The 22,518-nt window shown below is 64.1% G+C and carries 20 protein-coding genes; 12 read left to right on the forward strand and 8 right to left on the reverse strand.

Features of this window, described 5'->3' with window-relative positions; all coding sequences use genetic code 11:
- Positions 1-60 precede the first annotated feature (60 nt).
- Positions 61-1,245: a PLP-dependent aspartate aminotransferase family protein gene (locus tag D886_RS0114535; RefSeq protein WP_027594621.1), complete on the reverse strand. Its 1,185-nt coding sequence runs from the start codon at positions 1,243-1,245 to the stop codon at positions 61-63.
- Between the two features lie 128 nt (positions 1,246-1,373).
- On the opposite strand from D886_RS0114535, the gene D886_RS0114540 reads away from it, so the two are divergent.
- The gene (locus tag D886_RS0114540; protein ID WP_027594622.1) at positions 1,374-1,835 is read left to right on the forward strand and encodes an Lrp/AsnC family transcriptional regulator; all 462 of its coding nucleotides are present in this window, start codon (positions 1,374-1,376) and stop codon (positions 1,833-1,835) included.
- A 39-nt stretch (positions 1,836-1,874) separates the two neighbouring features.
- Here the strand turns inward: D886_RS0114540 and D886_RS0114545 are convergent, their stop codons facing one another.
- Positions 1,875-4,205: an FdhF/YdeP family oxidoreductase gene (locus D886_RS0114545; protein ID WP_027594623.1), complete on the reverse strand. Its 2,331-nt coding sequence runs from the start codon at positions 4,203-4,205 to the stop codon at positions 1,875-1,877.
- A gap of 345 nt (positions 4,206-4,550) precedes the next feature.
- Here D886_RS0114545 and moaA point away from each other — a divergent pair, with 345 nt between their 5' ends.
- Both moaA and D886_RS0114555 read left to right on the forward strand, forming a co-directional pair.
- Positions 4,551-5,555: a GTP 3',8-cyclase MoaA gene (gene moaA / locus D886_RS0114550; RefSeq protein ID WP_027594624.1), complete on the forward strand. Its 1,005-nt coding sequence runs from the start codon at positions 4,551-4,553 to the stop codon at positions 5,553-5,555.
- A gap of 20 nt (positions 5,556-5,575) precedes the next feature.
- Positions 5,576-6,475, forward strand: a complete 900-nt coding sequence (locus D886_RS0114555) for a bestrophin family protein (protein WP_027594625.1) — start codon at positions 5,576-5,578, stop codon at positions 6,473-6,475.
- A gap of 40 nt (positions 6,476-6,515) precedes the next feature.
- Here the strand turns inward: D886_RS0114555 and moaB are convergent, their stop codons facing one another.
- Positions 6,516-7,055: a molybdenum cofactor biosynthesis protein B gene (gene moaB / locus D886_RS0114560; protein ID WP_027594626.1), complete on the reverse strand. Its 540-nt coding sequence runs from the start codon at positions 7,053-7,055 to the stop codon at positions 6,516-6,518.
- 141 nt (positions 7,056-7,196) lie between these two features.
- On the opposite strand from moaB, the gene D886_RS0114565 reads away from it, so the two are divergent.
- On the forward strand, positions 7,197-8,084 hold the full coding sequence (locus D886_RS0114565; RefSeq protein WP_027594627.1) for a LysR family transcriptional regulator: 888 nt from the start codon (positions 7,197-7,199) through the stop codon (positions 8,082-8,084).
- On the opposite strand, the gene D886_RS0114570 is transcribed toward D886_RS0114565, so the two are convergent.
- A complete protein-coding gene (locus D886_RS0114570) occupies positions 8,072-8,854 on the reverse strand; it encodes an AraC family transcriptional regulator (protein ID WP_027594628.1) in 783 nt (260 codons plus the stop codon). The genes D886_RS0114565 and D886_RS0114570 overlap by 13 nt on opposite strands.
- A 359-nt stretch (positions 8,855-9,213) precedes the next feature.
- Between D886_RS0114570 and D886_RS0114575 the strand changes: the two genes are divergently transcribed.
- The 5 genes from D886_RS0114575 to D886_RS0114595 all read left to right on the forward strand — a co-directional run bounded on the left by D886_RS0114575 (position 9,214) and on the right by D886_RS0114595 (position 15,765).
- Positions 9,214-10,830: an APC family permease gene (locus tag D886_RS0114575; protein WP_027594629.1), complete on the forward strand. Its 1,617-nt coding sequence runs from the start codon at positions 9,214-9,216 to the stop codon at positions 10,828-10,830.
- Positions 10,831-10,858: 28 nt separating this feature from the next.
- A complete protein-coding gene (locus D886_RS0114580; protein WP_027594630.1) occupies positions 10,859-11,785 on the forward strand; it encodes a 4-hydroxyproline epimerase in 927 nt (308 codons plus the stop codon).
- Between the two features lie 56 nt (positions 11,786-11,841).
- Positions 11,842-12,789 (forward strand): dihydrodipicolinate synthase family protein, encoded by a 948-nt coding sequence (locus D886_RS0114585; RefSeq protein ID WP_027594631.1) that lies wholly within the window; start codon positions 11,842-11,844, stop codon positions 12,787-12,789.
- A gap of 138 nt (positions 12,790-12,927) precedes the next feature.
- A complete protein-coding gene (locus tag D886_RS0114590) occupies positions 12,928-14,505 on the forward strand; it encodes an aldehyde dehydrogenase (NADP(+)) (protein WP_027594632.1) in 1,578 nt (525 codons plus the stop codon).
- 3 nt (positions 14,506-14,508) lie between these two features.
- Positions 14,509-15,765: an FAD-binding oxidoreductase gene (locus tag D886_RS0114595; RefSeq protein ID WP_027594633.1), complete on the forward strand. Its 1,257-nt coding sequence runs from the start codon at positions 14,509-14,511 to the stop codon at positions 15,763-15,765.
- A 121-nt stretch (positions 15,766-15,886) separates the two neighbouring features.
- On the opposite strand, the gene xenA is transcribed toward D886_RS0114595, so the two are convergent.
- On the reverse strand, positions 15,887-16,978 hold the full coding sequence (xenA, locus tag D886_RS0114600; protein ID WP_027594634.1) for a xenobiotic reductase XenA: 1,092 nt from the start codon (positions 16,976-16,978) through the stop codon (positions 15,887-15,889).
- 49 nt (positions 16,979-17,027) lie between these two features.
- Between xenA and D886_RS0114605 the strand changes: the two genes are divergently transcribed.
- Positions 17,028-17,363, forward strand: coding sequence for a helix-turn-helix transcriptional regulator (locus D886_RS0114605; RefSeq protein WP_027594635.1), 336 nt, complete (start codon positions 17,028-17,030; stop codon positions 17,361-17,363).
- 117 nt (positions 17,364-17,480) lie between these two features.
- On the opposite strand, the gene D886_RS0114610 is transcribed toward D886_RS0114605, so the two are convergent.
- The 3 genes from D886_RS0114610 to mqo form a co-directional block, all read right to left on the reverse strand.
- Positions 17,481-18,098 (reverse strand): metalloregulator ArsR/SmtB family transcription factor, encoded by a 618-nt coding sequence (locus tag D886_RS0114610; protein ID WP_027594636.1) that lies wholly within the window; start codon positions 18,096-18,098, stop codon positions 17,481-17,483.
- Positions 18,098-18,736, reverse strand: a complete 639-nt coding sequence (locus tag D886_RS0114615) for a hypothetical protein (protein WP_027594637.1) — start codon at positions 18,734-18,736, stop codon at positions 18,098-18,100. Before D886_RS0114615 ends, D886_RS0114610 begins: the two co-directional genes overlap by 1 nt.
- Positions 18,737-18,977: 241 nt before the next feature.
- Positions 18,978-20,615, reverse strand: a complete 1,638-nt coding sequence (mqo, locus tag D886_RS0114620; protein ID WP_027594638.1) for a malate dehydrogenase (quinone) — start codon at positions 20,613-20,615, stop codon at positions 18,978-18,980.
- A 334-nt stretch (positions 20,616-20,949) separates the two neighbouring features.
- On the opposite strand from mqo, the gene D886_RS0114625 reads away from it, so the two are divergent.
- Together D886_RS0114625 and D886_RS0114630 are read left to right on the forward strand one after the other, a co-directional pair.
- A complete protein-coding gene (locus tag D886_RS0114625) occupies positions 20,950-21,480 on the forward strand; it encodes a sigma-70 family RNA polymerase sigma factor (RefSeq protein WP_027594639.1) in 531 nt (176 codons plus the stop codon).
- Positions 21,481-21,484: 4 nt separating this feature from the next.
- Complete coding sequence (locus tag D886_RS0114630; RefSeq protein ID WP_027594640.1) at positions 21,485-22,450, forward strand: FecR domain-containing protein; 966 nt, start codon at positions 21,485-21,487, stop codon at positions 22,448-22,450.
- The last annotated feature ends 68 nt before the right edge of the window (positions 22,451-22,518 follow it).

Below are 22,518 nucleotides of genomic sequence, written 5' to 3' on the forward strand. Positions count from 1 at the left end.
GGGTTTCTGCTGAATCAACCGGCCCTATCGCCAGCAAGCCGGCGATAGGGCCAGCCGCATTTATACGCTAGCCGACGCCTTCAACGCCGTATCCAGATCATCGATCAGGTCCCGATAGTCCTCGATCCCCACCGACAGCCGCAGCAAGTTCTCACTGATGCCCATCACGCCCTTCTGCTCCGGGCTCAGGGAGTTGTGCGACATGCTCCAGGAGTGGTTGATCATGCTCTCCACGCCGCCCAGCGAATCGGCAAGTACGAAGATCTGCAGCGCCTCGACCAGGCGATTGAGCGCCGCCCGGTCGCCACCCTTGACCTTCATGGCCACCACAGCCCCGCCCGCACGCATCTGGCGCTTGCACAGCGCATGCTGGGGATGGCTTTCAAGCCCCGGGTAAAACACCTGCTCGATCTGCGAATGGCTTTCGAGAAAACGCGCCACCTCCAGGGCATTGGCGCACTGGCGCTCCATGCGTACATCCAAGGTTTTCAGGCCACGCAGGGCCAGGTAGCAGTCGAACGGCCCCTGAATCGCCCCGACGGCCATGCTGATCTTGCGCAGCCGCGCCAGCAGCGCGTCATTGGCGGCCACCACCACACCGCCGGTGAGGTCGGAATGGCCGCCGATGTACTTGCTTGCCGAGTGCATCACCAGGTCCACGCCCAGGGTGATCGGGCGCTGATTCCAGGGCGAGCAGAAGGTGTTGTCGATGCAGGTGAGGATACCGCGCGAGCGCGCCAGGTCGCAGACCGCCTTGATGTCGACCAGGTGCAGCAAGGGGTTGGTCGGCGACTCGATCCATATCAGCTGGGTTTCTGGGCGAATCGCCGCGGCCACAGCCTGCACGTCGTTGAGGTCGACGTAAGTGGTGGTCAGCCCTGATGTGTGGCTGCGATAGTCCTCCAGAATACGGAAGGTGCCGCCGTATACGCCGTTCATCACCACCACGTGGGCATCCTTGGGCAACAACTCCAGCACCGTCGCCGTGGCGTTCACGCCGGAGGCGCAAGCCACCGCGCCGACACCTTCTTCCAGCGCCGCGACACAGCTCTCGTAAGCATGCCGGGTCGGGTTGCCGACGCGGCTGTAGGCATACTCGGGGTTGTCGTCCAGGCTGCGCTTGATGTACGAACTGGCGGTATAAATGGGCGGGAAGATCGCGTTGTCGGCAACGCTATCCTGCTCGCCGGCGTGGATGGTACGGGTGGCGAAATTACGCGGCTTGTCGGACATGATCCGGTCCATTGACTGAGGTAAGCCTGCAACTATCGCACAACCATTGCCGGCGGCAAGGACGTGCAACGGGGGTCACGTATTTTTCCGGTTTTGCAGTAATCTGGAGAAAATCATTCTCTGGCCAGCCTGTAACCGACATGGACAATTTCGACCAACACATACTCACCTTGCTGCAGCGCGACGCGTCCATTTCTCTCAAGGACCTGGCCGAGGCGGTAAACCTGTCCACCACGCCCTGCTGGAAGCGGGTCAAACGGCTGGAAGAAGAGGGTTACATCCTTGGCCGCGTCGCCCTGCTCGACCCCACGCGCCTCGGGCTGGGCCTGACGGTGTTCGTCCAGCTCAAGACCCAGCGCCACGACAGCGCCTGGCTGGAGCAGTTTGCCGCGACGGTGACCGGTTTCGAGGAGGTGATGGAGTTTTACCGCATGTCGGGGGATTGGGATTACATGCTGCGGGTGGTGGTGGGTGACATTGCCGCCTATGACCGGTTCTACAAGAAGCTGATCACCCGCACGGACGGGCTTTCCAACATTACGTCGAGTTTTGCCATGGAGCAGATGAAGTACACCACCGCTTACCCGGTGCACCGGCCCTGACCGGTGCTGGCCCGCGAAGAGGCCGGATCAGGCAAACCTTTATTCAGCCGCCTGCACCGCCTCGATCCGGTTCCCCGCCTTGGCTTTCTCTACCCTGATCGCGACGAACTTCGAGGTCGGCGTATACGTCCCCTCGCCATAACTCTCCAGCGGCACCAGCGGGTTGGTCTCCGGGTAATACGCCGCGGCCTGCCCCTGCGGCACGTCATACGCCACCAGGCGGAACCCGGACACCCGCCGCTCGCGCCCGTCCTCCCACAGCGACACCAGGTCCACGTGCTCGCCAGGCTCGAACCCCAGGCGACGGATGTCAGCCTCATTGACGAACACCACCTCACGCAGGCCAAACACCCCACGGTAGCGGTCATCCAGGCCATACAGGGTGGTGTTGTACTGGTCGTGCGAACGCAACGTCTGCAGGATCAGGTCCGGTTTGTCGCCACGGGCCAGCACCTGGGCATTGACCAGTTGCTCCGGCAACTGGCTGGCACTGAAACGCGCCTTGCCGGTGGCGGTACGCCACGTGCGATCCGCCGCGTTGTTGCCCAGGTGGAAGCCACCGGGGTGCTGCAATCGCTCGTTGAAGTCGGTAAAGCCGGGGATCACATCGGCGATCATGCTGCGGATGCGGCCGTAGTCGGCAATGGCATATTCCCAATCAATCGGCTGCTTGCCCAACGTCGCCTGGGCCATGCCGGCCACGATGGCCGGCTCCGAACGCAAGTGTGGCGAGCGCGGGCGCAATTGGCCGTGGGAGATGTGCACCATGCTGAAGGTGTCCTCCACGGTCACGCCCTGCGGCCCGTCGGCCTGCAGGTCGATCTCGGTTCGCCCCAGGCACGGCAGGATGAGCGCATCACGGCCGGTGACCAAGTGCGAACGGTTGAGCTTGGTGGAAATCTGCACGGTCAATGCGCAGTTGCGCAGGGCCGCGTGGGTTCGAGGGGTGTCTGGGGTAGCCTGGGCGAAGTTACCCCCCAGGGCGATGAAGACCTTGGCCTGCCCTTCTTCCATGGCCTTGATCGCCAGCACCGCGTTATGCCCGTGGGCACGGGGCACACGGAACTGGAAGCGTTTTTCCAGGGCATCGAGCAGCCCGGCCTTGGGCTTCTCGTCGATGCCCATGGTGCGGTCGCCCTGCACATTGCTGTGGCCACGCACCGGCGACAGGCCAGCACCGGGTTTGCCAACGTTGCCCCGCAGCAGTTGCAGGTTGACGATTTCCTGCACCGTGGGCACCGAGTGGCGGTGCTGAGTGACGCCCATGGCCCAGCACATGATGACCCGCTCGGCCTTGCGGTACATGCGCGCAGCCAGCTCGATCTCGGCCTGGGTCAGGCCCGACTGCTCGACGATATGCGCCCAGGAGGTGGCATCCACCGCCGCCAGGTAGGCGTCGACGCCGCTGGTGTGTTCGGCGATGAAGGCATGGTCGAACACCGCCGGTTCACCCTTGGCCTGGGCCTCGCGTTCCCATTGCAGCAAATACTTGGCGATGCCACGCATGGCCGCCATGTCGCCGCCCAGGGCCGGGCGGAAGTACGCGGTGTTGGTCGGTTCGGAGCCGTTGCTGAGCATTTCGAACGGGTGTTGCGGGTGCTGGAAGCGCTCCAGGCCACGCTCCTTCAGCGGGTTGAAGCACACCACCTGGGCACCACGCTTGACCGCCTCGCGCAGCGGTTCGAGCATGCGCGGGTGGTTGGTGCCGGGGTTCTGGCCAATGACGAAGATGGCGTCGGCCATTTCCAGGTCATGGAACACCACGGTGCCCTTGCCCACGCCGAGGGTTTCCGACATGCCCACACCGCTGGCCTCGTGGCACATGTTCGAGCAGTCGGGGAAGTTGTTGGTGCCGTAGGCGCGGACAAACAGCTGGTACAAAAACGCCGCTTCGTTGCTGGCCCGCCCCGAGGTGTAGAACTCGGCCTGGTTGGGCGAATCGAGCGCCTGCAGGTGTTTGGCAACCAGGGCGAAGGCCTCTTCCCAGGAGGTTTCGACGTAGTGATCGGTGGCCGCGTCGTAGCGCATCGGGTGGGTCAGCCGGCCTTGGAATTCGAGCCAGTAATCGGTCTGTTCGGCCAACGCACTGACGCTGTATTTGGCGAAGAATGCGGGGTCTACCGAGCGACCGGTGGCTTCCCAGTTGACCGCCTTGGCGCCGTTCTCGCAGAACTTGACCATGTCGTTTTCCGGCGATTCGCCCCAGGCGCAGCCGGGGCAGTCGAAGCCGCCGTTCTGGTTGGTCTTGAGCATGGCCCGCAGGTTCTTGAAGGCGTTTTCGCTGCCCAGCCAGCTTTTGGTCACGCTCTTGAGCGCCCCCCAGCCGGCGGCGGCGCCTTTGTAGTCCCTGATATGTTCGTCCTGGCTCATGCGGTGAATCCTCACGCTCGGTGTTTTTTCCAGACTATTGAGCGTGGGGCACAAGCGTCCAATCGAAAGATCTTACGGGCTGATAAGCCGTTTCGATCACGGATCCAGATCGCGTCCTGTAGGAGCAGCCTTGTGCTGCGAAGAGGCCGGTTTGGCTAGCCGAGAAGCTGTGGCTGCAATGGCCTCTTCGCAGCACAAGGCTGCTCCTACAGGGGGAATCTCCCATGCATGCCGGGGCCTGAAGCCGTGATAGAGCAGATTGATCAACCAGTCGGGGAAAGCAATTTGACGGGGGTGCGGCCAGGTTATAGCTTGGAGCTGAGTCCATCCCATTCGAGCGCAATCGTGGAACAGAACAGCCGGGCCCTGATCGACGGCTTCAACCGGAAAATCGACTACCTGCGGATGTCGGTCACCGACCGCTGCGACTTCCGGTGCGTGTACTGCATGGCTGAAGACATGCAGTTCCTGCCGCGCCAGCAGATCCTCAGCCTCGAAGAACTGTTCCAGGTGGCCGAGCGCTTCGTCGCATTGGGCACCCGCAAAATCCGCCTGACCGGTGGCGAGCCGCTGGTGCGCCAGGGCATCGTCGAGTTGTGCGGGCGCATCGCCGCCCTGCCCGGCCTGCGCGAACTGTGCATGACCAGCAACGGCTCGCAACTCGGGCGCCTGGCCCAGCCGCTGTTCGACGCCGGCGTCTCGCGCCTGAACATCAGCCTCGACAGCCTGGACCCTGGGCGCTTCAAGCAACTGACCCGCACCGGCGACCTCAACCAGGTGATCGCCGGCATCGACGCCTCGCGCCAGGCAGGCTTTCGCAAGACCAAGCTCAACTGCGTAGTGCTCAAGGGCCGCAACGATGACGAACTGGTCGACCTGGTGCGCTTTGCCATCGACCGCGAGCTGGACATCACCTTCATCGAAGAAATGCCCCTGGGTAACATCAGCGAACACCAGCGTGGTGAGTCGTTCTACTCCAGTGACGAGGTGCGCGACCGGCTGGCCGAGCAGTTCACCCTGATCGAGTCCACCGAATCGTCCCAAGGCCCGGCACGCTACTGGCGCCTGGCCGAAGCGGCGCACACCCGGGTCGGCTTCATCTCGCCGCACAGCCATAACTTCTGCGCCACCTGCAACCGCGTGCGCCTGACCGTCGAAGGCCGCCTGCTGCTGTGCCTGGGCAACGAGCATTCGGTCGACCTCAAGCAGGTCCTGCGTGCCCACCCAGGCAACGCCGAGCGCCTGGAAAACGCCATCCGCGACTCCTTGCACCTCAAGCCTTACCGCCATCATTTCGAGGTGGGGGGTGACGTGCAGATCCTGCGTTTCATGAACATGACCGGCGGCTGAACAGCCACCTCTGGATTTCCATGATCGTCCACCCCCGCCCCGATGTGCTGCGCGTGCTGTTCACCCTCAAGGGCTCGATCATCAAGCGCATCGCCCTGCGCTGCCTGATGGTCACCTTGCTGGCCGCACTGATCGTGCTGGTCGAGCGCCACTATCCGGCATTTTTCTACCCGGTCAGCGCCACACCGTTCACCTTGCTGGGCCTGTCGCTGTCGATCTTCATGAGCTTTCGCAACAACGCCTGCTACGACCGCTGGTGGGAAGGCCGCAAGGCCTGGGGCAAGCTGATCATCGAGACCCGTTCGTTCGTGCGCGAAAGCGTGGTGATCGCCGACCCGGCACTGCGTGCCGAACTGTTGCGCAGCCTGTGCGGCTTTGCCCATGCGCTCAACGCCCGGCTGCGCAACGAGGATGACCTGGCGGCCGCCCGGCCTTGGCTGGCCAACCCCAATGCGATCAGCGCGCACAATGTGTGCGACACGATCTTGCGCGAAGCCGGCGGGCACTGCTCACGGCTGGCGCAGCAGGGGCAGATCAGCGATTGGCGCTACAGCGTGCTGGAACAGCGGCTGGTGGGGCTGACCGAAGTGCAGGCCACCTGCGAGCGGATCAAAGGCACGCCGTTGCCGTTCCCCTATACCTTGTTGCTGCACCGCACCATCTACATTTTCTGCCTGCTACTGCCGTTCGCCCTGGCTGAACCGCTGGGCTGGTTGGCGCCGCTGTTCACCACCATCGTCGGCTATACGTTTTTTGGGCTGGATGCGATTGGCAACGAACTGGAAGACCCGTTTGGGCGCGATGAGAACGACCTGCCTACCGATGCGCTGGTGCGCACCGTGGAGCGCGATGTGCTGGCAGGGTTGGGGGTTGAACCGCTGCCACCGGCATTGGAGCCGGTGGGGTATGTGTTGAGCTGATTCTTTTACTGCCTGTGCTGGCCGCTTCGCGGGCAGGGCATTAACCGCGGCTTGCGCAAGCCTCCACAGGCTTCAGGTGCGGCACGAAGTTGCACGGCCGGTGGCGCGCATCCAGTTGCTCGGCCAGGATCCCTTCCCACGCCGTGCGGCAAGCCCCGGTCGAACCTGGCAGGCAGCACACCAAAGTACCGTTGGCCAGCCCGGCCAATGCCCGGCTCTGAATGGTCGATGTGCCGATATCGAGAATGGACAACGCCCGGAACAGCTCACCAAAGCCATCGATACGTTTGTCCAACAGGCATTCAACGGCTTCAGGCGTACTGTCACGCCCGGTGAAGCCGGTACCGCCGGTGATCAGTACCACCTGCACCTGCTCGTCGGCGATCCAGGTGGCGACCTGGGCGCGGATCTTGTACAGGTCGTCCTTGAGCAGGGCTCGCGCCACCAGGCGATGGCCGATTTCCACCGAGCGGCTGGCCAGCAGCTCACCGGAGGTGTCGGTGTCGTAGGTGCGGGTGTCACTGACGGTCAGTACGGCGATGTTGAGCGGTACGAAGACCGCATCGGGTTTGACGCTCACGGTGGGCTACTCCTGAAAGGGCATTGTCACCACGCTAGAGGCACGGCCGGGGGGCGTCCAATCGATATGGCGTACCGGGTGATCAATGACATCTATCGCTGACTTGGTTAAGGTCAGCATAACCAGACGCCAGGCACTCCCATGGACATCAAGCAACTCAAGTTCCTCATCGCGCTCGACCAGACTCGCCATTTTGGCCAGGCCGCGGCGCTGTGCCACATCACCCAGCCGACGCTGTCGATGCGCCTGCGCAACCTGGAAGACGAACTGGACCTGGTGCTGGTCAAACGCGGCCAGCGCTTCGAAGGGTTCACCGAAGCCGGCGAACGTATTCTGGCCTGGGCCCGCACACTGCTGGCGGCCCACGACGGCCTGCAAGCCGAAGCCGCCAGTTGCCGCGGCCAGGTGGTCGGCAGCCTGCGCCTGGGCACTGTGCCGCTGGCCAGCTTCAACCCGATGCAATTACTGTTGCCGCTGCGCGAAAAATACCCCGAGCTGCACTTCCAGATCAGCTCGCACAGCACCGAGCAGATCATGGATGGCCTGAGCCGCAACCAGCTCGACCTGGGCATCTGCTACCTCGACCAAGTCAATGCCAGCTTCTTCGAAGTGATTGAGTTGGGCACCACCACCATGGGCCTGCTGCACGATACCCGGCACTTCCAGTTCCAGGCCGACACCCTGCGTTGGGAAGACCTCGGCGATATTCCACTGGGTTTGCTGAGCAAAGGCATGCACTACCGTCAATCGCTGGACCTGAGCTTTCGCAGCCGCAGCCTGGAACCCAACGCCGTGCTGGAAAGCGACTCGAGCTTCCAGTTGATCCAGGCCATCAGCACCGGCGTGTGCTGCGCGATCATGCCACTGGATTGCGGGTTGGAAGACTTGAGCGAGCACATGCGCATCCTGCCTATTGTCGACGCCAGCATCCACAGCCCGGTGGGCCTGCTGCTGCGCCGCAGCGAGCCGCGTTCGGCGATTGCCGAGCAATGCTTTGACGAGGCGCGCGCGCTGTTTCAACCCTCCTGAGCGGCCGTCGCCTGGCGGTACTGGCGCGGGGTGAACCCGGTCAATTGCTTGAACTGGCGGCTGAAGGCGCTGTGGTCGGTGTAGCCGCACTGCATCGCCACCTCGGTGATTGGCAAGTCGCTGTGCAGCAAGCGATGGGCATGCTCCAGCCGCGCCTTGTGGATCATCTGCCGTGGCGTGAGGTGGAACACCCGCTTGCAATAGCGCTCCAGCTGCGCCACGGAAATACCCGCGATGCGGGTCAGTTCGCCCATGCTGATGGGTTGATGAAAATGCCGACGAATGTGCTCATCCACGGCTGCCAGGCGCTGGTAAGCGGGGTGGGTGTCGGCGGCTGACTGCAGGTCGACCGAGATGCCCACCAGGCCGATGATTGCGCCGTCGGGGTTGAGTAAAGGCCGCTTGTGGGTCAGGCACCAACCCGGTTCGCGGCTGCCGTATAGGTGCAGTTCGAGCTGGTCTTGCAGCACCAAGCCATCCTTCAGTACGCGACGGTCCTGCTCGGTGTAGCCGGGGCCCAGTTGTGCCGGGAAGACCTCGGCGCTGGTCTTGCCCAGCAAGGGTTGCAAACGCTTGAGGCCGCAGCGCTGGACCAGCGTGTTGTTGGCCAGCACGTAGCGGGCGTCGGCGTCCTTGATGAAGATCGCGGCGTTGGGGATCGCGTCGAGGATCGGCAGCAGCAGGGAGACCCCGGCAAGCAGGGCCTCCAGGGTGGCGGGGCGGTGCTGGTCCAAGGACTGGTACAGGGTTGCCAGGGGGGGTGCGGTCATCGAGTTGATCTCTAATGGCTTTACTGGCCTCTTCGCAGCACAAGGCTGCTCCTACAGGGACCGCACTGCCTTGTAGGAGCAGCCTTGTGCTGCGAAGAGGCCGGCACTGGCACTGCATCTCCCAAGCCCTTATGCGGTATGGCTTTCAGCCTATCCACGTGCCCACCACCCCGCCACTACTTTTCTGCAACTGTGCCGATTTCGTCATCCACCCTGCAGAAAACCATCAAGAACCGATGCCCAGATCGGTCCACTCTATGCCCCACGCAAGCCGCCCAAGACCTACAAGAGCGCGGCCCAAAAAGCCGCACCTCGTGACATCAGACCTGCCTATCCAAAACCTACAAAAAGGCGCACCCATGTCAGGCAAATTCAAAAAACAGCTCTCATTGCTCGACCTCACCTTCATCGGCCTAGGCGCCATCTTCGGCTCTGGCTGGCTGTTCGCCGCCAGCCACGTCTCGGCCATCGCTGGCCCCGCCGGTATTTTGTCCTGGTTCCTCGGCGGTTTCGCCGTGCTGTTGCTGGGCATCGTCTACTGCGAGCTCGGCGCCGCCCTGCCCCGCGCCGGTGGCGTAGTGCGCTACCCGGTGTACTCCCACGGCCCGCTGCTTGGCTACCTGATGGGCTTCATCACGCTGATCGCGTTTTCCAGCCTGATCGCCATCGAAGTGGTCGCGTCACGGCAATACGCCGCGGCCTGGTTCCCCGAACTGACCAAGGCCGGCTCCAGTGACCCGAGCGTGCTCGGCTGGCTGGTGCAGTTCGCGCTGCTGGGGCTGTTCTTTCTGCTCAACTACCGCAGCGTCAAAACCTTCGCCAAAGCCAACAACCTGGTCAGCGTGTTCAAGTTCATCGTGCCGTTGCTGGTGATCGGCGTGCTGTTCACCTTCTTCAAACCGGCAAACTTCGAGGTCCAGGGCTTTGCGCCGTTCGGCCTGTCGGGTGTGGAAATGGCCGTCTCGGCGGGTGGCATCATCTTCGCTTACCTGGGGCTGACACCGATCATTTCGGTAGCCAGTGAAGTGAAGAACCCGCAGCGCACCATTCCCATCGCGCTGATCCTGTCGGTGCTGTTGTCCACCGCGATCTACGCCCTGCTGCAACTGGCCTTCCTCGGCAGCGTGCCGACCGAAATGCTGGCCAACGGCTGGGCCGGTGTGACCAAGGAACTCGCCCTGCCTTACCGCGATATCGCCCTGGCCTTGGGCGTGGGCTGGCTGGCCTACCTGGTGGTGGCCGACGCGGTCATCTCGCCAAGCGGTTGCGGCAACATCTACATGAACGCCACCCCGCGGGTGATCTATGGCTGGGCGCAGACCGGGACCTTCTTCAAAGTTTTCACCCGCATCGACGAGCAGTCCGGCATCCCCCGCCCGGCGCTGTGGCTGACCTTTGCCCTGTCGGTGTTCTGGACCCTGCCGTTCCCGTCCTGGGAAGCGCTGATCAACGTGGTCTCGGCGGCACTGGTACTGAGCTATGCCGTGGCCCCGGTCACTGTCGCCGCGCTGCGCCGCAACGCACCCGACATGCCGCGCCCGTTCCGCGTCAAGGGCATGAGCGTGCTCGGCCCGCTGTCGTTCATCATCGCCGCGCTGATCGTCTACTGGTCTGGCTGGAACACCGTGTCGTGGCTGTTGGCCTTGCAAATCGTGATGTTCGTGCTTTATCTGCTGTGCGCCCGCTTCGTGCCAACCCAGCACCTGTCCATCGGCCAGCAAGTGCGCTCGTCAGCCTGGCTGATCGGTTTCTACGCGGTGACCATCCTGCTGTCCTGGCTGGGCAGCTTCGGCGGCCTGGGCGTGATCGGCCACCCGTTCGACACCGTGGTCGTGGCCGCCTGTGCCCTGGGCATTTACTACTGGGGCGCCGCGACCGGCGTGCCGGCGCACCTGGTGCGCCTGGATGGCGAAGACGAGAGCGAAGCCACCGCCGACACACACCTGGGCCACCGCCCTGCCGCTGTCGCCTCCTGACCTCGGCCACCATTCAAGGGACCTGCCCATGAAACACATTCACGTCATCGACTCGCATACCGGCGGCGAACCGACCCGCCTGGTGATGAAAGGCTTCCCACCGCTCAATGGCCGCACCATGGCCGAACAGCGCGACGAACTGCGCGAACTGCACGACCCATGGCGCCGCGCCTGCCTGCTGGAGCCTCGCGGCAACGATGTGCTGGTCGGTGCGCTGTATTGCCCACCGGTCTCGGAAGACGCCACGTGTGGGGTGATTTTCTTCAACAACGCCGGCTACCTGAACATGTGCGGCCACGGCACCATCGGCCTGATCGCCTCGCTGCAGCACCTGGGGCTGATCGCGCCAGGCGTGCACAAGGTCGACACGCCGGTCGGCCAGGTGAGCGCCACCTTGCATGAAGACGGCGCGGTCACCGTAGGCAACGTGCCTGCCTACCGCTATCGCCAACAGGTGCCGGTCGAGGTACCGGGCCATGGCGTGGTGCACGGCGATATCGCCTGGGGCGGCAACTGGTTCTTCCTGGTGTCCGAGCATGGCCAGCGCATCGAACTGGACAACGTCGAAGCGCTCACCGACTACACCTGGGCGATGCTCAAGGCCCTGGAGGCCCAGGGCATCACCGGCGAAAACGGCGAGCCGATCGACCATGTCGAGCTGTTTGCCGACGACCCCGACGCCGACAGCCGCAACTTCGTCATGTGCCCCGGCAAGGCCTACGACCGCTCCCCTTGCGGCACGGGCACCAGCGCCAAGCTGGCCTGCCTGGCCGCCGACGGCAAGCTTGGCGAAGGCCAGACCTGGGTCCAGGCGAGCATCACCGGCAGCCAGTTCCAGGGCCGCTACCAGCGCGAGGGCGAGCGCATTCGCCCGTTCATCACCGGCCGCGCCTACATGACCGCCGACAGCACCCTGCTGATCGACGAACAGGATCCTTTCGCCTGGGGCATCTGACCTGCCCAGGCCTTTTTATTCGCAACCCAGACTGAATACTGCAAGGAGTGACACCCATGAGCGACAACATCTTCACCGGCTGCATGCCTGCCCTGATGACCCCCTGCACCGCCGCGCGCAAACCGGACTTCGATGCCCTGGTACGCAAAGGCCGCGAGCTGATCGAAGCCGGCATGAGCGCCGTGGTGTACTGCGGCTCGATGGGCGACTGGCCGCTGTTGACCGAGGCCGAGCGCCAGGAAGGCGTGGCGCGCCTGGTGGCTGCCGGCATCCCGACCATTGTCGGCACCGGCGCGGTGAATACCCGAGAAGCGGTTTCCCATGCGGCCCATGCCGCCGAAGTTGGCGCGGCCGGCCTGATGGTGATCCCGCGTGTACTGTCCCGCGGCGCTTCGTTGATCGCCCAGAAGCACCACTTCTCGGCCATCCTGGCCGCCGCGCCGAAACTGCCGGCAGTCATCTACAACAGCCCCTACTACGGCTTTGCCACCCGCGCCGACCTGTTCTTCGAGCTGCGCCGCGAATACCCGAACCTGATCGGCTTCAAGGAATTTGGCGGTGGCGCCGACCTGCGCTACGCCGCCGAGCACATCACCTCCAAGGACGATGACGTGACCCTGATGGTCGGCGTCGACACCCAAGTGGTGCATGGCTTCGTCAACTGCAATGCCACCGGTGCCATCACCGGCATCGGCAACGCACTGCCCCGTGAAGTGCTGCAACTGGTGAGCCTGAGCAAGCAGGCTGCCAAAGGTGATGCCAAGGCCCGGCGCCTGGCCCGCGAACTGGAAGCGGCGCTGGCGGTGTTGTCCTCGTTCGATGAAGGCTGCGACCTGGTGCTGTATTACAAGCACCTGATGGTGCTCAACGGCGACCGCGAGTACAGCCTGCACTTCAACGAGACCGACGCCCTGACCGATGCCCAGCGCAACTACGCCGAACAGCAATACGCGCTGTTCCGCCAGTGGTACGCCAACTGGTCGGCCGAGCAAAACGTCGCCTGATCACTGTGGGAGCGGGCTTGCCCGCGAACACCGGTGAAGCCGGTGCCATGCACCGTGGTGCCTGCTTCGCGGGTAAACCCGCTCCCACTGGGTATGCGCTACACCCTTGCACCTGAATCCGACTCCAAAGGAGGCTCTATGCCCCTGACAGGCAACCTGCTGATTGGCCAAACGCCGGTAACCGGCAGCCGCGACGCCATCCGCGCCATCGACCCGGCCACCGGCCAAGCGCTCGAACCCGCCTACCTCGGCGGCACTGGCGAACACGTGGCCCAGGCCTGCGCACTGGCCTGGGCGGCGTTCGATGACTACCGCGAGACCTCGCTCGAACAACGGGCACACTTTCTTGAAACCATCGCCGAACAGATCGAGGCCCTGGGCGATGCACTGATCGACCGCGCCGTCGCCGAGACGGGCCTGCCCAAGGCACGCATCCAAGGCGAACGCGGCCGCACCTGCACGCAACTGCGCACGTTCGCCCGTGTGGTACGTGCCGGCGAATGGCTGGACGTGCGGGTCGACAATGCCCTGCCCGAGCGCCAGCCCCTGCCGCGCCCCGACCTGCGCCAGCGCCAGGTGGCCCTGGGGCCGGTGGCGGTGTTTGGCGCCAGCAACTTCCCCCTGGCCTTCTCGGTGGCCGGCGGCGACACGGCTTCGGCACTGGCCGCGGGTTGCCCGGTGGTGGTCAAGGCCCACGGCGCCCACCCTGGCACCAGCGAGCTGGTGGGCCAGGCAGTGGCGCACGCCGTGAAGCACTGTGGCCTGCCTGAAGGCGTGTTCTCGCTGTTGTACGGCGCGGGCCGTGAAGTGGGCATCGCCCTGGTCAGCGACCCGCGCATCAAGGCCGTCGGTTTTACCGGCTCGCGCAGCGGGGGCATCGCCCTGTGCCACGCCGCGCAGGCCCGCCCAGAGCCTATCCCGGTGTACGCCGAGATGAGTTCGATCAACCCGGTGTTCCTGTTTGACGCCGCCCTGCAGCGTCGCGGCGAAGCACTGGCGCAAGGGTTCGTCGCTTCGCTGACCCAAGGCGCCGGGCAGTTCTGCACCAACCCTGGCCTGGTGATTGCCCGGCAAGGGCCGGCGCTGCAACGCTTCGTCGACGCCGCCAGCGAGCAGGTGCAACGTGCAGCCGCACAAACCATGCTCACCCCCGGTATTTTCAGCGCTTATGAAACGGGCGTTGGCGCATTGGCCGAGAACAGCAACGCCCACGTGGCCGCCAGCGGTCAACCGGCGCAAGGCCCTAACCAGTGCCAAGCCCAGTTGTTCGTGACCCAGGCCAGCGCGTTTCTGACCGACCCGGCGCTGCAAGCCGAGGTCTTCGGCGCTGCCTCACTGGTGGTGGCGTGCGACAGCGACGCGCAGGTGCGCCAGGTGGCCGAGCACCTGGAAGGCCAACTGACCGCGACGCTACAACTGGACGAGGCCGACATCGACAGTGCCCGCGCGCTGTTGCCGACCTTGGAACGCAAGGCCGGGCGCATCCTGGTCAACGGGTGGCCGACCGGGGTCGAGGTGTGCGATGCAATGGTCCATGGCGGGCCATTCCCGGCTACTTCCGATGCCCGCACCACGTCGGTGGGCACGGCGGCGATCCTGCGCTTCCTGCGCCCGGTGTGCTACCAGGACTTCCCAGACGGGCTGCTGCCAGAGGCCTTGCGCCACGGCAACCCGCTGCAACTGCGCCGGTTGCTCGACGGCAAGCGGGAAGGCTGAACCATGGTCGAGCCGCTCAACGCTGCTGAAACTGATATCGCTGTGGTCGGCGCCGGCATCGTCGGCGTCGCCTGTGCCCTGCAGCTGGCAAGGCAAGGCCGTCGAGTGCTGCTGATCGACCGCCAGCCACCTGGCCACGGCGCCTCGTTCGGCAACGCCGGGCACCTGGCCACCGAGCAGGTGTTCCCGATTGCCGACTTGTCGATTCTCAAACGCCTGCCCAGCATGCTGATGGACCCGATGGGCCCGCTGCGCCTGGACTGGAAGTACTTGCCCAAGGCCATGCCCTGGTTCACCCGCTTGCTGCTCAACCTGCGGCCCGCGCCATTTCAGCGCAGCGTGGCTGGCATCCGTGCGCTGAACGAAGGCAGCCTGGCGGCCTGGCAGCGGTTGCTCGGCTCGATTGAGCGCAGCGACCTGTTCAAGGAAGCGGGGTCGTTGCTGGTGTTCGAACGCAACGAATCGCGCCAGGCACTGGCGGCCTTGCAGGCGCGCATGCAGCAGCAGGCGGTGCCGGCGGAGTACTGGTCGGCCGACAGCGTACGGGCAACGGCGCCTCAGTTGAGCCGCTCGATCCTGGGCGGGCTGTTTTTCCCCCGTACCGGGCATTTCATCGACCCGTACCGCGTGGTCTGCGAGCTGTTCGAAGCGGCCAAGGCCAGTGGGGTTCGCTTCGTCCAGGCGCACGTTGACGGCGGGCACCTGCACGGCAGCGGCGTCAGCCTGGCCAGCGACCAAGGCACGTTCAACGCGCGCCAGGTGTTGATCAGTTGCGGCGCGCATTCGGCCAAACTCACTGCGGCCCTTACCGGCAAGCGGGTGCCGCTGGACACCGAACGTGGCTACCACCTGATGTTGCCGGGTGAACATCAACGGCTGCCCTTTGCCGTCACCTCGCTGGAGCGCAAGTTTATCATGACGCCGATGGCCGACGGGTTACGGCTGGCCGGCACGGTGGAATTCGCCGGGCTCGATGCGCCGCCAAGCATGCAGCGGGCATGGCAGCTACATCGGCTGAGCAAGGGCTTGTTCCAGCAAGATCTCGATGCCGAAGGGGCGACGCCGTGGATGGGCTTCAGGCCGTCATTGCCGGATTCATTGCCGGTGATCGACCAAGTGTGCGAGGGACGGGTGATGCTTGCGTTCGGGCATCAGCACCTGGGGTTGACCCAGGCGGCGGTGACGGCCGAATGGGTGGGGCGGCTTGCCGACCAGGAAAGAGGGCCGCAGATGGAAGCTTATCGGTTGGATCGGTTTTGAAGCCTGGGGCCGCTTTGCGGCCCAATCGCCGGCAAGCCGGCTCCCACAGAGGCCGGCATGCGCACCACCTGTGGGAGCCGGCTTGCCGGCGATTGGGCTGCGCAGCAGCCCCCTGCATCACTCAGCGATAACGCTCAAGCCAGTGCGCATAAGGCGCCGGCAAGGTCCACGACGCTTTATCCACCCCCAACTCCTTGGCCGCGAAGTACGCCCAGTGCGGGTCCGCCAGGTGCGCACGCCCTACCGACACCAGGTCGAGCTGATTGGCTTTCAGCGCGCCTTCAGCCAGCTGCGGCGTACCAAAGCCCCACGCCGACGTCACCGGCAGGCCGGCCTCGCGGCGTACGCGCTCGGCAATCGGCCCCATGAACGCCGGGCCCCACGGGATGTTCGTCTCAGGGATGGTGAAGCCGACGCTGACACTCAGCAGGTCCAGGCCACCGGCTTTGAACATCCGGGCCAACTCGATGGACTCATCCAAGGTCTGCTCATCGCGACCGTCATATTCCAGCACACCAAAGCGGGCGGTCAGCGGCAGGTTCTCCGGCCACACCTCACGTACGGCTGCCAGGGTTTCCAGCAAGAAGCGGCTACGGTTCTCGAAGCTGCCACCGTAGGCGTCGGTACGCTGGTTGGAATGCTCGGAGAAGAAGCTTTGGCCCAGGTAACCGTGGGCAAAGTGCAGCTCGATCCACTCAAAGCCCGCCTCGCGCGCACGGCGGGCGGCATCGACGAAGTCCTGCTTGACCCGGGCAATGTCGTCCAAGGTCATTTCGCGCGGTACTTTCGGCAAGTGAGCGCCGAAGGCGATGGCCGAGGGGGCGATGGTCTGCCAGCCGCGGGCATCGTCGGCGGCGATATGGTCGTCCCCTTCCCACGGGCGGTTGGCGCTGGCCTTGCGCCCGGCATGGGCAATCTGGATGCCCGGCACTGAGCCTGCTGCTTTGATCGCCTGCACCATCGGCACGAACGCCTGGGCATGGGCGTCGCTCCAGATACCGGCGCAGCCGGGGCTAATGCGCCCTTCTGGCGCGACTGCAGTGGCTTCGACCACCACCAGGCCGGCACCACCCCGGGCCAAGCCGGCCAGGTGGACGTGGTGCCAATCATTGACCATGCCGTCCTCGGCCATGTACTGGCACATGGGCGGAATCGCGATGCGGTTGCGCAGGGTGACGTCTTTGAGGGTATAGGGTTCGAACAATGCGGACATGAGGGACTCCGGGTTCATCTGAATACGATAGTTCGATCATAATCGAACTATGGCAATAATTGAAAGGCCCGTTATCATGTCGACCATGCGAGCCTACAAACATCCCAACCCTGAAGACCTGATCCTCGAGCGCCTGCTTTACGCCTTGAGCGACCCCGTGCGCATGGAGATCGTGCGCCACTTGGCGGGCGTGGCGGAGGCCAGCTGCGGCGAGCTGGACGGCGGCCGGCCGAAGTCGAGCATGTCGCACCATTTTCGCGTGTTGCGCGATGCGGGGTTGGTGCATACGCGTAATGTCGGCACGACCCACATGAACTCGTTGCGCAGCGAAATGCTCGACGAACGGTTCCCTGGGTTACTGGCGTGCATTCTGCGGCAGCAGTGATTGCTGTGCGGGCCTCTTCGCGGGCAAGCCCGCTCCTACAGGTACATCGCCAGACTTGAAGTTGGCGCAGATCCTGTGGGAGCGGGTTTACCCGCGAAGAGGCCCGCACTATCAGCATCAAGTCTGTTCCTTACGCAGCGCAAACCTGCACACCTGCCCTCCCCTCAGCATGCATTCTTCATGGCTCACCTCGGCGCCCCCCAACGCCCCGATCAGCGCCAGGTCCAGCTCACACACCACCGGGTGCGCCTTGGCCAGGTGATGGAACACGCAATTGTGCGCGACGATCTGCGGCTCCCCGGCTGAGCGAAAGAACACCTCGGCCTCATACCCGGCCGTGTTCATGTGCTGAACGATGCGCGCTTCATCCACCACCTGCCGCTCCAGGTCTGCCGCCAGCTTGCGCCCCAACTGGCGCATCAGCACCTGCAAGGCGTCATGGCCGATGATGCCGGCCACTTCATCGATCAACAGATTGGCCAACAGCGGATACTGCCGCGGGAACAGCTCGCGGGCATGCTCGGTGAGCTGGTGCAGTTGCTCCGGGCGGCGCCCGGTAGGCCGGGTGGCACCGCGCATCACCAGGCCGTCACGCTCCAGTGCGGCCAGGTGCTGACGCACGGCGGTGCGGGTGATGGCCAGGGCCTGCGCCAGGTCGTCGATGCTCATGCCAGCCGGCTGATGCAGCAATGCATGGAGCAGGTCCTGTTGGGTACGGCCAAGCCCTTCGAGCATCAGAACTTGTCCGGGAACTGCTTGACCAGCGCCGCCGTCAAGGCGTCCGCCAGTGCCAGGATATGCTCGCGCATCATCCCCCAGGTGCGTGCCTCACCGGCATAGTCGCCAGCGGCAAGCTGGTCGATCTGCGCAATATGATGGCCGCCATGGGCGCCGAGCATCGTGATCAGGGTCTGCTCGGGCAGGTTGGGGTTGGCCTTGGCCAGGAACGCGGCAAGCGCCTTGGCGTTACTGGTCAGGTCATCGACAGCGGCCTGCTGGCCTTTTTTGTCCTTGCCCACGGTGGCGTCACTGTAATGCTTGATGGCGCCCCAGTGGCCGGCAAGCAGTTTGAGCAACTGGTCGGCTGCCGTCTGGCCGTACAACGGCGCAATGCTGTTGGCGATGCGGGTGGCATCGGCGACCACTTCGTTGGCAGCAATTGCGGCTTGCTTGGCATTGCCGGCCTGGTTGGCCACGGCGTAGTTGCGGACCCAGAAAATGTGCTCGACCCACAGGTCGCGCAGGGCCAGGCGCGTGGTCAGTGCACCGGCTTGGGCGGGTTTGGCGGCGGGGGTAGCGGTTGAGTAACTCTGGCTCCATGCCGGCTGTGCGCACAGCGCTAGCAGCAGTAAGGCAGCAATCTTGAGGTTCATGACGGCACCCTCCTGGAGGGGATCGACTGACAAGATTAATTTAAGCATCAAAATATGTTTTTATTGGCTCCCGCCAGGGTTTCCGATCAGCGGTTTTCGGTGCCGGCCCTTTCGCGGGTGAACCCGCTCCCACAGGTAGTGTGCTTAACCTGTGGGAGCGGGTTCACCCGCGAAGAGGCCGGTACAGGCAATAAAAAAGCCACGAGGTCACCCCCGTGGCTTTCGTTCACAACAGTGTCGCTTACAGCGCCATGTCGTTCTCAGGCTTGCTTTCAACCGCTTTGCCTGGCGCAGCACCGAAATCGACGCTGGCATCGATCACGGGTGGCTTCTCCAACTGCAGCACTTCAGCGGTGTAGTTCCACTCTTTCTGCGTGGCGGCTGCCGAATCATTCAGCTTGGTACCGTAGCTCGGCACGATCTCTTTGATCTTGGCTTGCCACTCAGGCGTCGCCACCTTCTCTTTGAACACGGTTTCGAGCACGTTCAGCATGATCGGCGCAGCAGTCGAAGCACCTGGCGAGGCACCCAGCAGGCCGGCAATGGTGCGGTCCTCGGAGGCCACGACTTCGGTACCCAGCTTCAGCACGCCGCCTTTCTCGGCATCACGCTTGATGATTTGCACGCGCTGGCCGGCCTGCCACAGGCGCCAGTCTTCTTTCTTGGCGTTCGGGAAGTAGGTGCGCAGGGCTTCGAAGCGGTCGTCGTCAGACAGCATCAGCTGGCCCGCGAGGTACTCCACCAGCGGGTACTGTTCGATACCGACCTTGGTCATCGGCCACACGTTGTGCAGCGTGGTGCTGCCCAGCAGGTCGAGGTACGAGCCGTTCTTCAGGAACTTGGTCGAGAAGGTCGCGAATGGCCCAAACAGGATCACGCGCTTGCCGTCCAGCACGCGGGTGTCCAGGTGCGGTACCGACATGGGTGGCGCGCCGGTCGAGGCGATGCCGTAGGCCTTGGCCATGTGCTGCATGGCAACGGTCGGGTTCTCGGTCACCAGGAACGAGCCGCCCACCGGGAAGCCGGCGTATTCCTTGGCCTCAGGGATGCCCGACTTCTGCAGCAGCTTCAGCGCGCCGCCGCCGGCACCGATGAACAGGAACTTGGCGTCGGTGGCCGATTCGGTACCGTCCTTCAGGTTCTTGTACTCGACGTGCCAGGAGCCGTCCTTGTTGCGGGTGATGTCCTGCACTTCGCTGGACAGCTTCAGGTCAAACTTGTCCTGGGTCTTCAGGTGGCCAACGAACTGGCGGGTGATCTCGCCGAAGTTGACGTCGGTGCCAATCGGCGTCCAGGTCACGGCCAGCTTCTGGTTAGGGTCGCGGCCTTCCATCATCAGCGGGACCCACTTGGCGATCTGCGCGTGGTCCTCGGAATACTGCATCGGGCGGAACAGCGGGCTGGCCTGCAGCGCGTCATAACGCTTCTTGAGGAACTTGATGTTGTCATCGCCCCAGACGAAGCTCATGTGCGGGGTGCTGTTGATGAACGAATGCGGGTTCTTCAGCACGCCCTGACGCACCTGCCACGACCAGAACTGGCGGGAGATCTGGAAGGCTTCGTTGATTTCGATGGCCTTGGTGATGTTGACGTTGCCGTCTTTGTCTTCCGGGGTGTAGTTCAGCTCGGCCAGCGCGGAGTGGCCGGTACCGGCGTTGTTCCAGCCGTTAGAGCTTTCTTCGGCGACGCCGTCCAGGCGTTCGACCATTTCCATCGACCAGCTCGGCTCCAGCTCGTGCAGCCAGACCGCCAGGGTGGAACTCATGATGCCGCCGCCGACCAGCAGCACGTCGACTTTCTTGGTTTCTACCGCGTGCGCTTGCATGACGCTCGCCGCGACAGCCAGACCCAGCAAGGTCTTGCCAGCTTTCTTGAACATTGATCAATCCCAATGGTTAGCACGTAAGGGAGGCCTAGGCGGGGCCTCGTGTCGTTCTGTCCTTCAGCGCGCGCTTGTTATTGATCATTGGAGTCAGCAGCCAAGAGAAACAGTGAACGCCCAGCCAATGGTCGAATTGACCCGCCATCGCTGAAACGTTTTTCCGATTGTATCTGAATTGCCAGCACAAACAAATTGAGGGGCTGCGCGTCAAGGCGACAGGTTGTCCCAGCCACGCGGGAATATTCGACAGCGATTGCAGTATTCTTCCGCCACCCCTACTATTGCGATCATTTCTCATTCGCACCAGTACGCGCTCGCGCCGGATGCCGCCGTGGTTTCGATACCTGAGTTGAACACCTCCATCCATAGCCTGTACCACAGCCATTCGCGCTGGTTGCTTGGCTTTTTGTACCGGCGCCTGGGCAGCCGTTGCGATGCTGCCGACCTGGTTCAGGACACGTTCCTGCGCATCCTCAACCGCCCGCGCCAATTCGATGGGGAGCGCGCTGAACGCTCCTACCTGGCCACCATCGCCCGTGGCCTGTGCGTGGACCACTGGCGGCGCCAGCGGCTGGAGCATGCCTGGCTGCAACAGCTGGCGTTGCAGCCCGAAGCCGTGCAGCCCTCCCCCGAGCAGCGAGCGATCATCGTCGAAACCCTGCACGAGGTGGACGCGATGCTGTTGCGCTTGCCCGGCAAGGTGCGCCAGGCGTTTCTGCTGGCACAACTCGATGGCCTGGCCTACCGCGATATCGCCGCGCACATTGGCGTCAGCGAACGCATGATCAAGAAGTACCTGGCGCAGGCCTTTTTGCACTGCGCCATTCTTGAAGCCGAACTCGACGGCGTGCTGGTGGAATGACGCCATGAGCACACCCACACAGAAACTCAGCCACGCCAGTTTGCAAGAAGCCGCGCACTGGTACGTGCAACTGCAGGACGAGGACGCCGGCCCGCAGGTGCACCACCAGTGGCAACACTGGCTCGACCAGCACGGCGACCACCGCGCAGCCTGGCACTACGTGCAACGTGTCGGCCAGCGCTTCGCGCCTTTGCAGGCCGAAGGCACTGCCGCGGGCCGGGCCCTGCGCGAGCACGACCCGCGCCGCTTCAGCCGGCGCACCGGGCTCAAGACGTTGCTGGTGCTCGGCGCCAGCTCGCTGCTCGGCTCGCAGGCCTGGCGGGGTGCGCCACTGCCGGGCTGGGGTGCCGACCTTGCCACCGGCATTGGTGAAACCCGGCAAACCCGCCTGGCCGACGGCAGCCAGCTGTGGCTGGGCGCCCAGAGTGCAGTGGACCTGGAGTTCTCTGCGCTGAGCCGCGTGCTCACGTTGCGTTTTGGCGAAATCCTGGTGGAAACCGCCGCCGACTCGCGCCGGCCATTTTTTGTCGACACCGCGCAAGGTCGCATGCAAGCCCTCGGTACCCGTTTTGCGGTGTGCCAGCAGGGCGAGACCACGCGGCTGGACGTGTACGCCGGTGCGGTCGAAGTGTGCACTGCGAAGCGGGCCGAGCGCCTTATTGTCCAGGCCGGGCAGCAGGTGGTCTTCACCGCCCAGGGCATCAGCGCGCCGCGCCCGGCGCAGAGCGCGGGCGAGTCGTGGATTCATCAGCGCCTGAATGCCGAGGACATGCCCCTGGCGCAGCTGTTGCAGACGCTGGGCCGCTATCGCCATGGCCACCTGGGCTGGCACCCGTCGGTGGCACAGCTGTCGGTGATGGGGGCTTTTCCGCTCAACGATACCGACCGCGCACTCGACCTGCTGCAGGCCGCGCTGCCGGTTCGTGTGCAAAGGCTGACGCCCTGGTGGGTGAGCGTCGAGCCGGCGTGAGGAGTGGGGCTGATGGATGGTTGCCGATAGGTTTGTAGCGCCATACCCCCCCCAAAGTCCTCATGCAA

The sequence above is a fragment of the Pseudomonas sp. LAIL14HWK12:I7 genome (assembly GCF_000483465.1).
Lineage (GTDB): Bacteria > Pseudomonadota > Gammaproteobacteria > Pseudomonadales > Pseudomonadaceae > Aquipseudomonas > Aquipseudomonas kermanshahensis.

Coding starts and splice junctions, on each gene's coding strand:
- D886_RS0114535 (WP_027594621.1), bottom strand. CDS start 1,245: ATGGACCGGATCATGTCCGACAAGCCGCGTAATTTCGCCACCCGTACC.
- D886_RS0114540 (WP_027594622.1), top strand. CDS start 1,374: ATGGACAATTTCGACCAACACATACTCACCTTGCTGCAGCGCGACGCG.
- D886_RS0114545 (WP_027594623.1), bottom strand. CDS start 4,205: ATGAGCCAGGACGAACATATCAGGGACTACAAAGGCGCCGCCGCCGGC.
- D886_RS0114555 (WP_027594625.1), top strand. CDS start 5,576: ATGATCGTCCACCCCCGCCCCGATGTGCTGCGCGTGCTGTTCACCCTC.
- D886_RS0114565 (WP_027594627.1), top strand. CDS start 7,197: ATGGACATCAAGCAACTCAAGTTCCTCATCGCGCTCGACCAGACTCGC.
- D886_RS0114570 (WP_027594628.1), bottom strand. CDS start 8,854: ATGACCGCACCCCCCCTGGCAACCCTGTACCAGTCCTTGGACCAGCAC.
- D886_RS0114575 (WP_027594629.1), top strand. CDS start 9,214: ATGTCAGGCAAATTCAAAAAACAGCTCTCATTGCTCGACCTCACCTTC.
- D886_RS0114580 (WP_027594630.1), top strand. CDS start 10,859: ATGAAACACATTCACGTCATCGACTCGCATACCGGCGGCGAACCGACC.
- D886_RS0114585 (WP_027594631.1), top strand. CDS start 11,842: ATGAGCGACAACATCTTCACCGGCTGCATGCCTGCCCTGATGACCCCC.
- D886_RS0114590 (WP_027594632.1), top strand. CDS start 12,928: ATGCCCCTGACAGGCAACCTGCTGATTGGCCAAACGCCGGTAACCGGC.
- D886_RS0114595 (WP_027594633.1), top strand. CDS start 14,509: ATGGTCGAGCCGCTCAACGCTGCTGAAACTGATATCGCTGTGGTCGGC.
- xenA (WP_027594634.1), bottom strand. CDS start 16,978: ATGTCCGCATTGTTCGAACCCTATACCCTCAAAGACGTCACCCTGCGC.
- D886_RS0114605 (WP_027594635.1), top strand. CDS start 17,028: ATGGCAATAATTGAAAGGCCCGTTATCATGTCGACCATGCGAGCCTAC.
- D886_RS0114610 (WP_027594636.1), bottom strand. CDS start 18,098: ATGCTCGAAGGGCTTGGCCGTACCCAACAGGACCTGCTCCATGCATTG.
- D886_RS0114615 (WP_027594637.1), bottom strand. CDS start 18,736: ATGAACCTCAAGATTGCTGCCTTACTGCTGCTAGCGCTGTGCGCACAG.
- mqo (WP_027594638.1), bottom strand. CDS start 20,615: ATGTTCAAGAAAGCTGGCAAGACCTTGCTGGGTCTGGCTGTCGCGGCG.
- D886_RS0114630 (WP_027594640.1), top strand. CDS start 21,485: ATGAGCACACCCACACAGAAACTCAGCCACGCCAGTTTGCAAGAAGCC.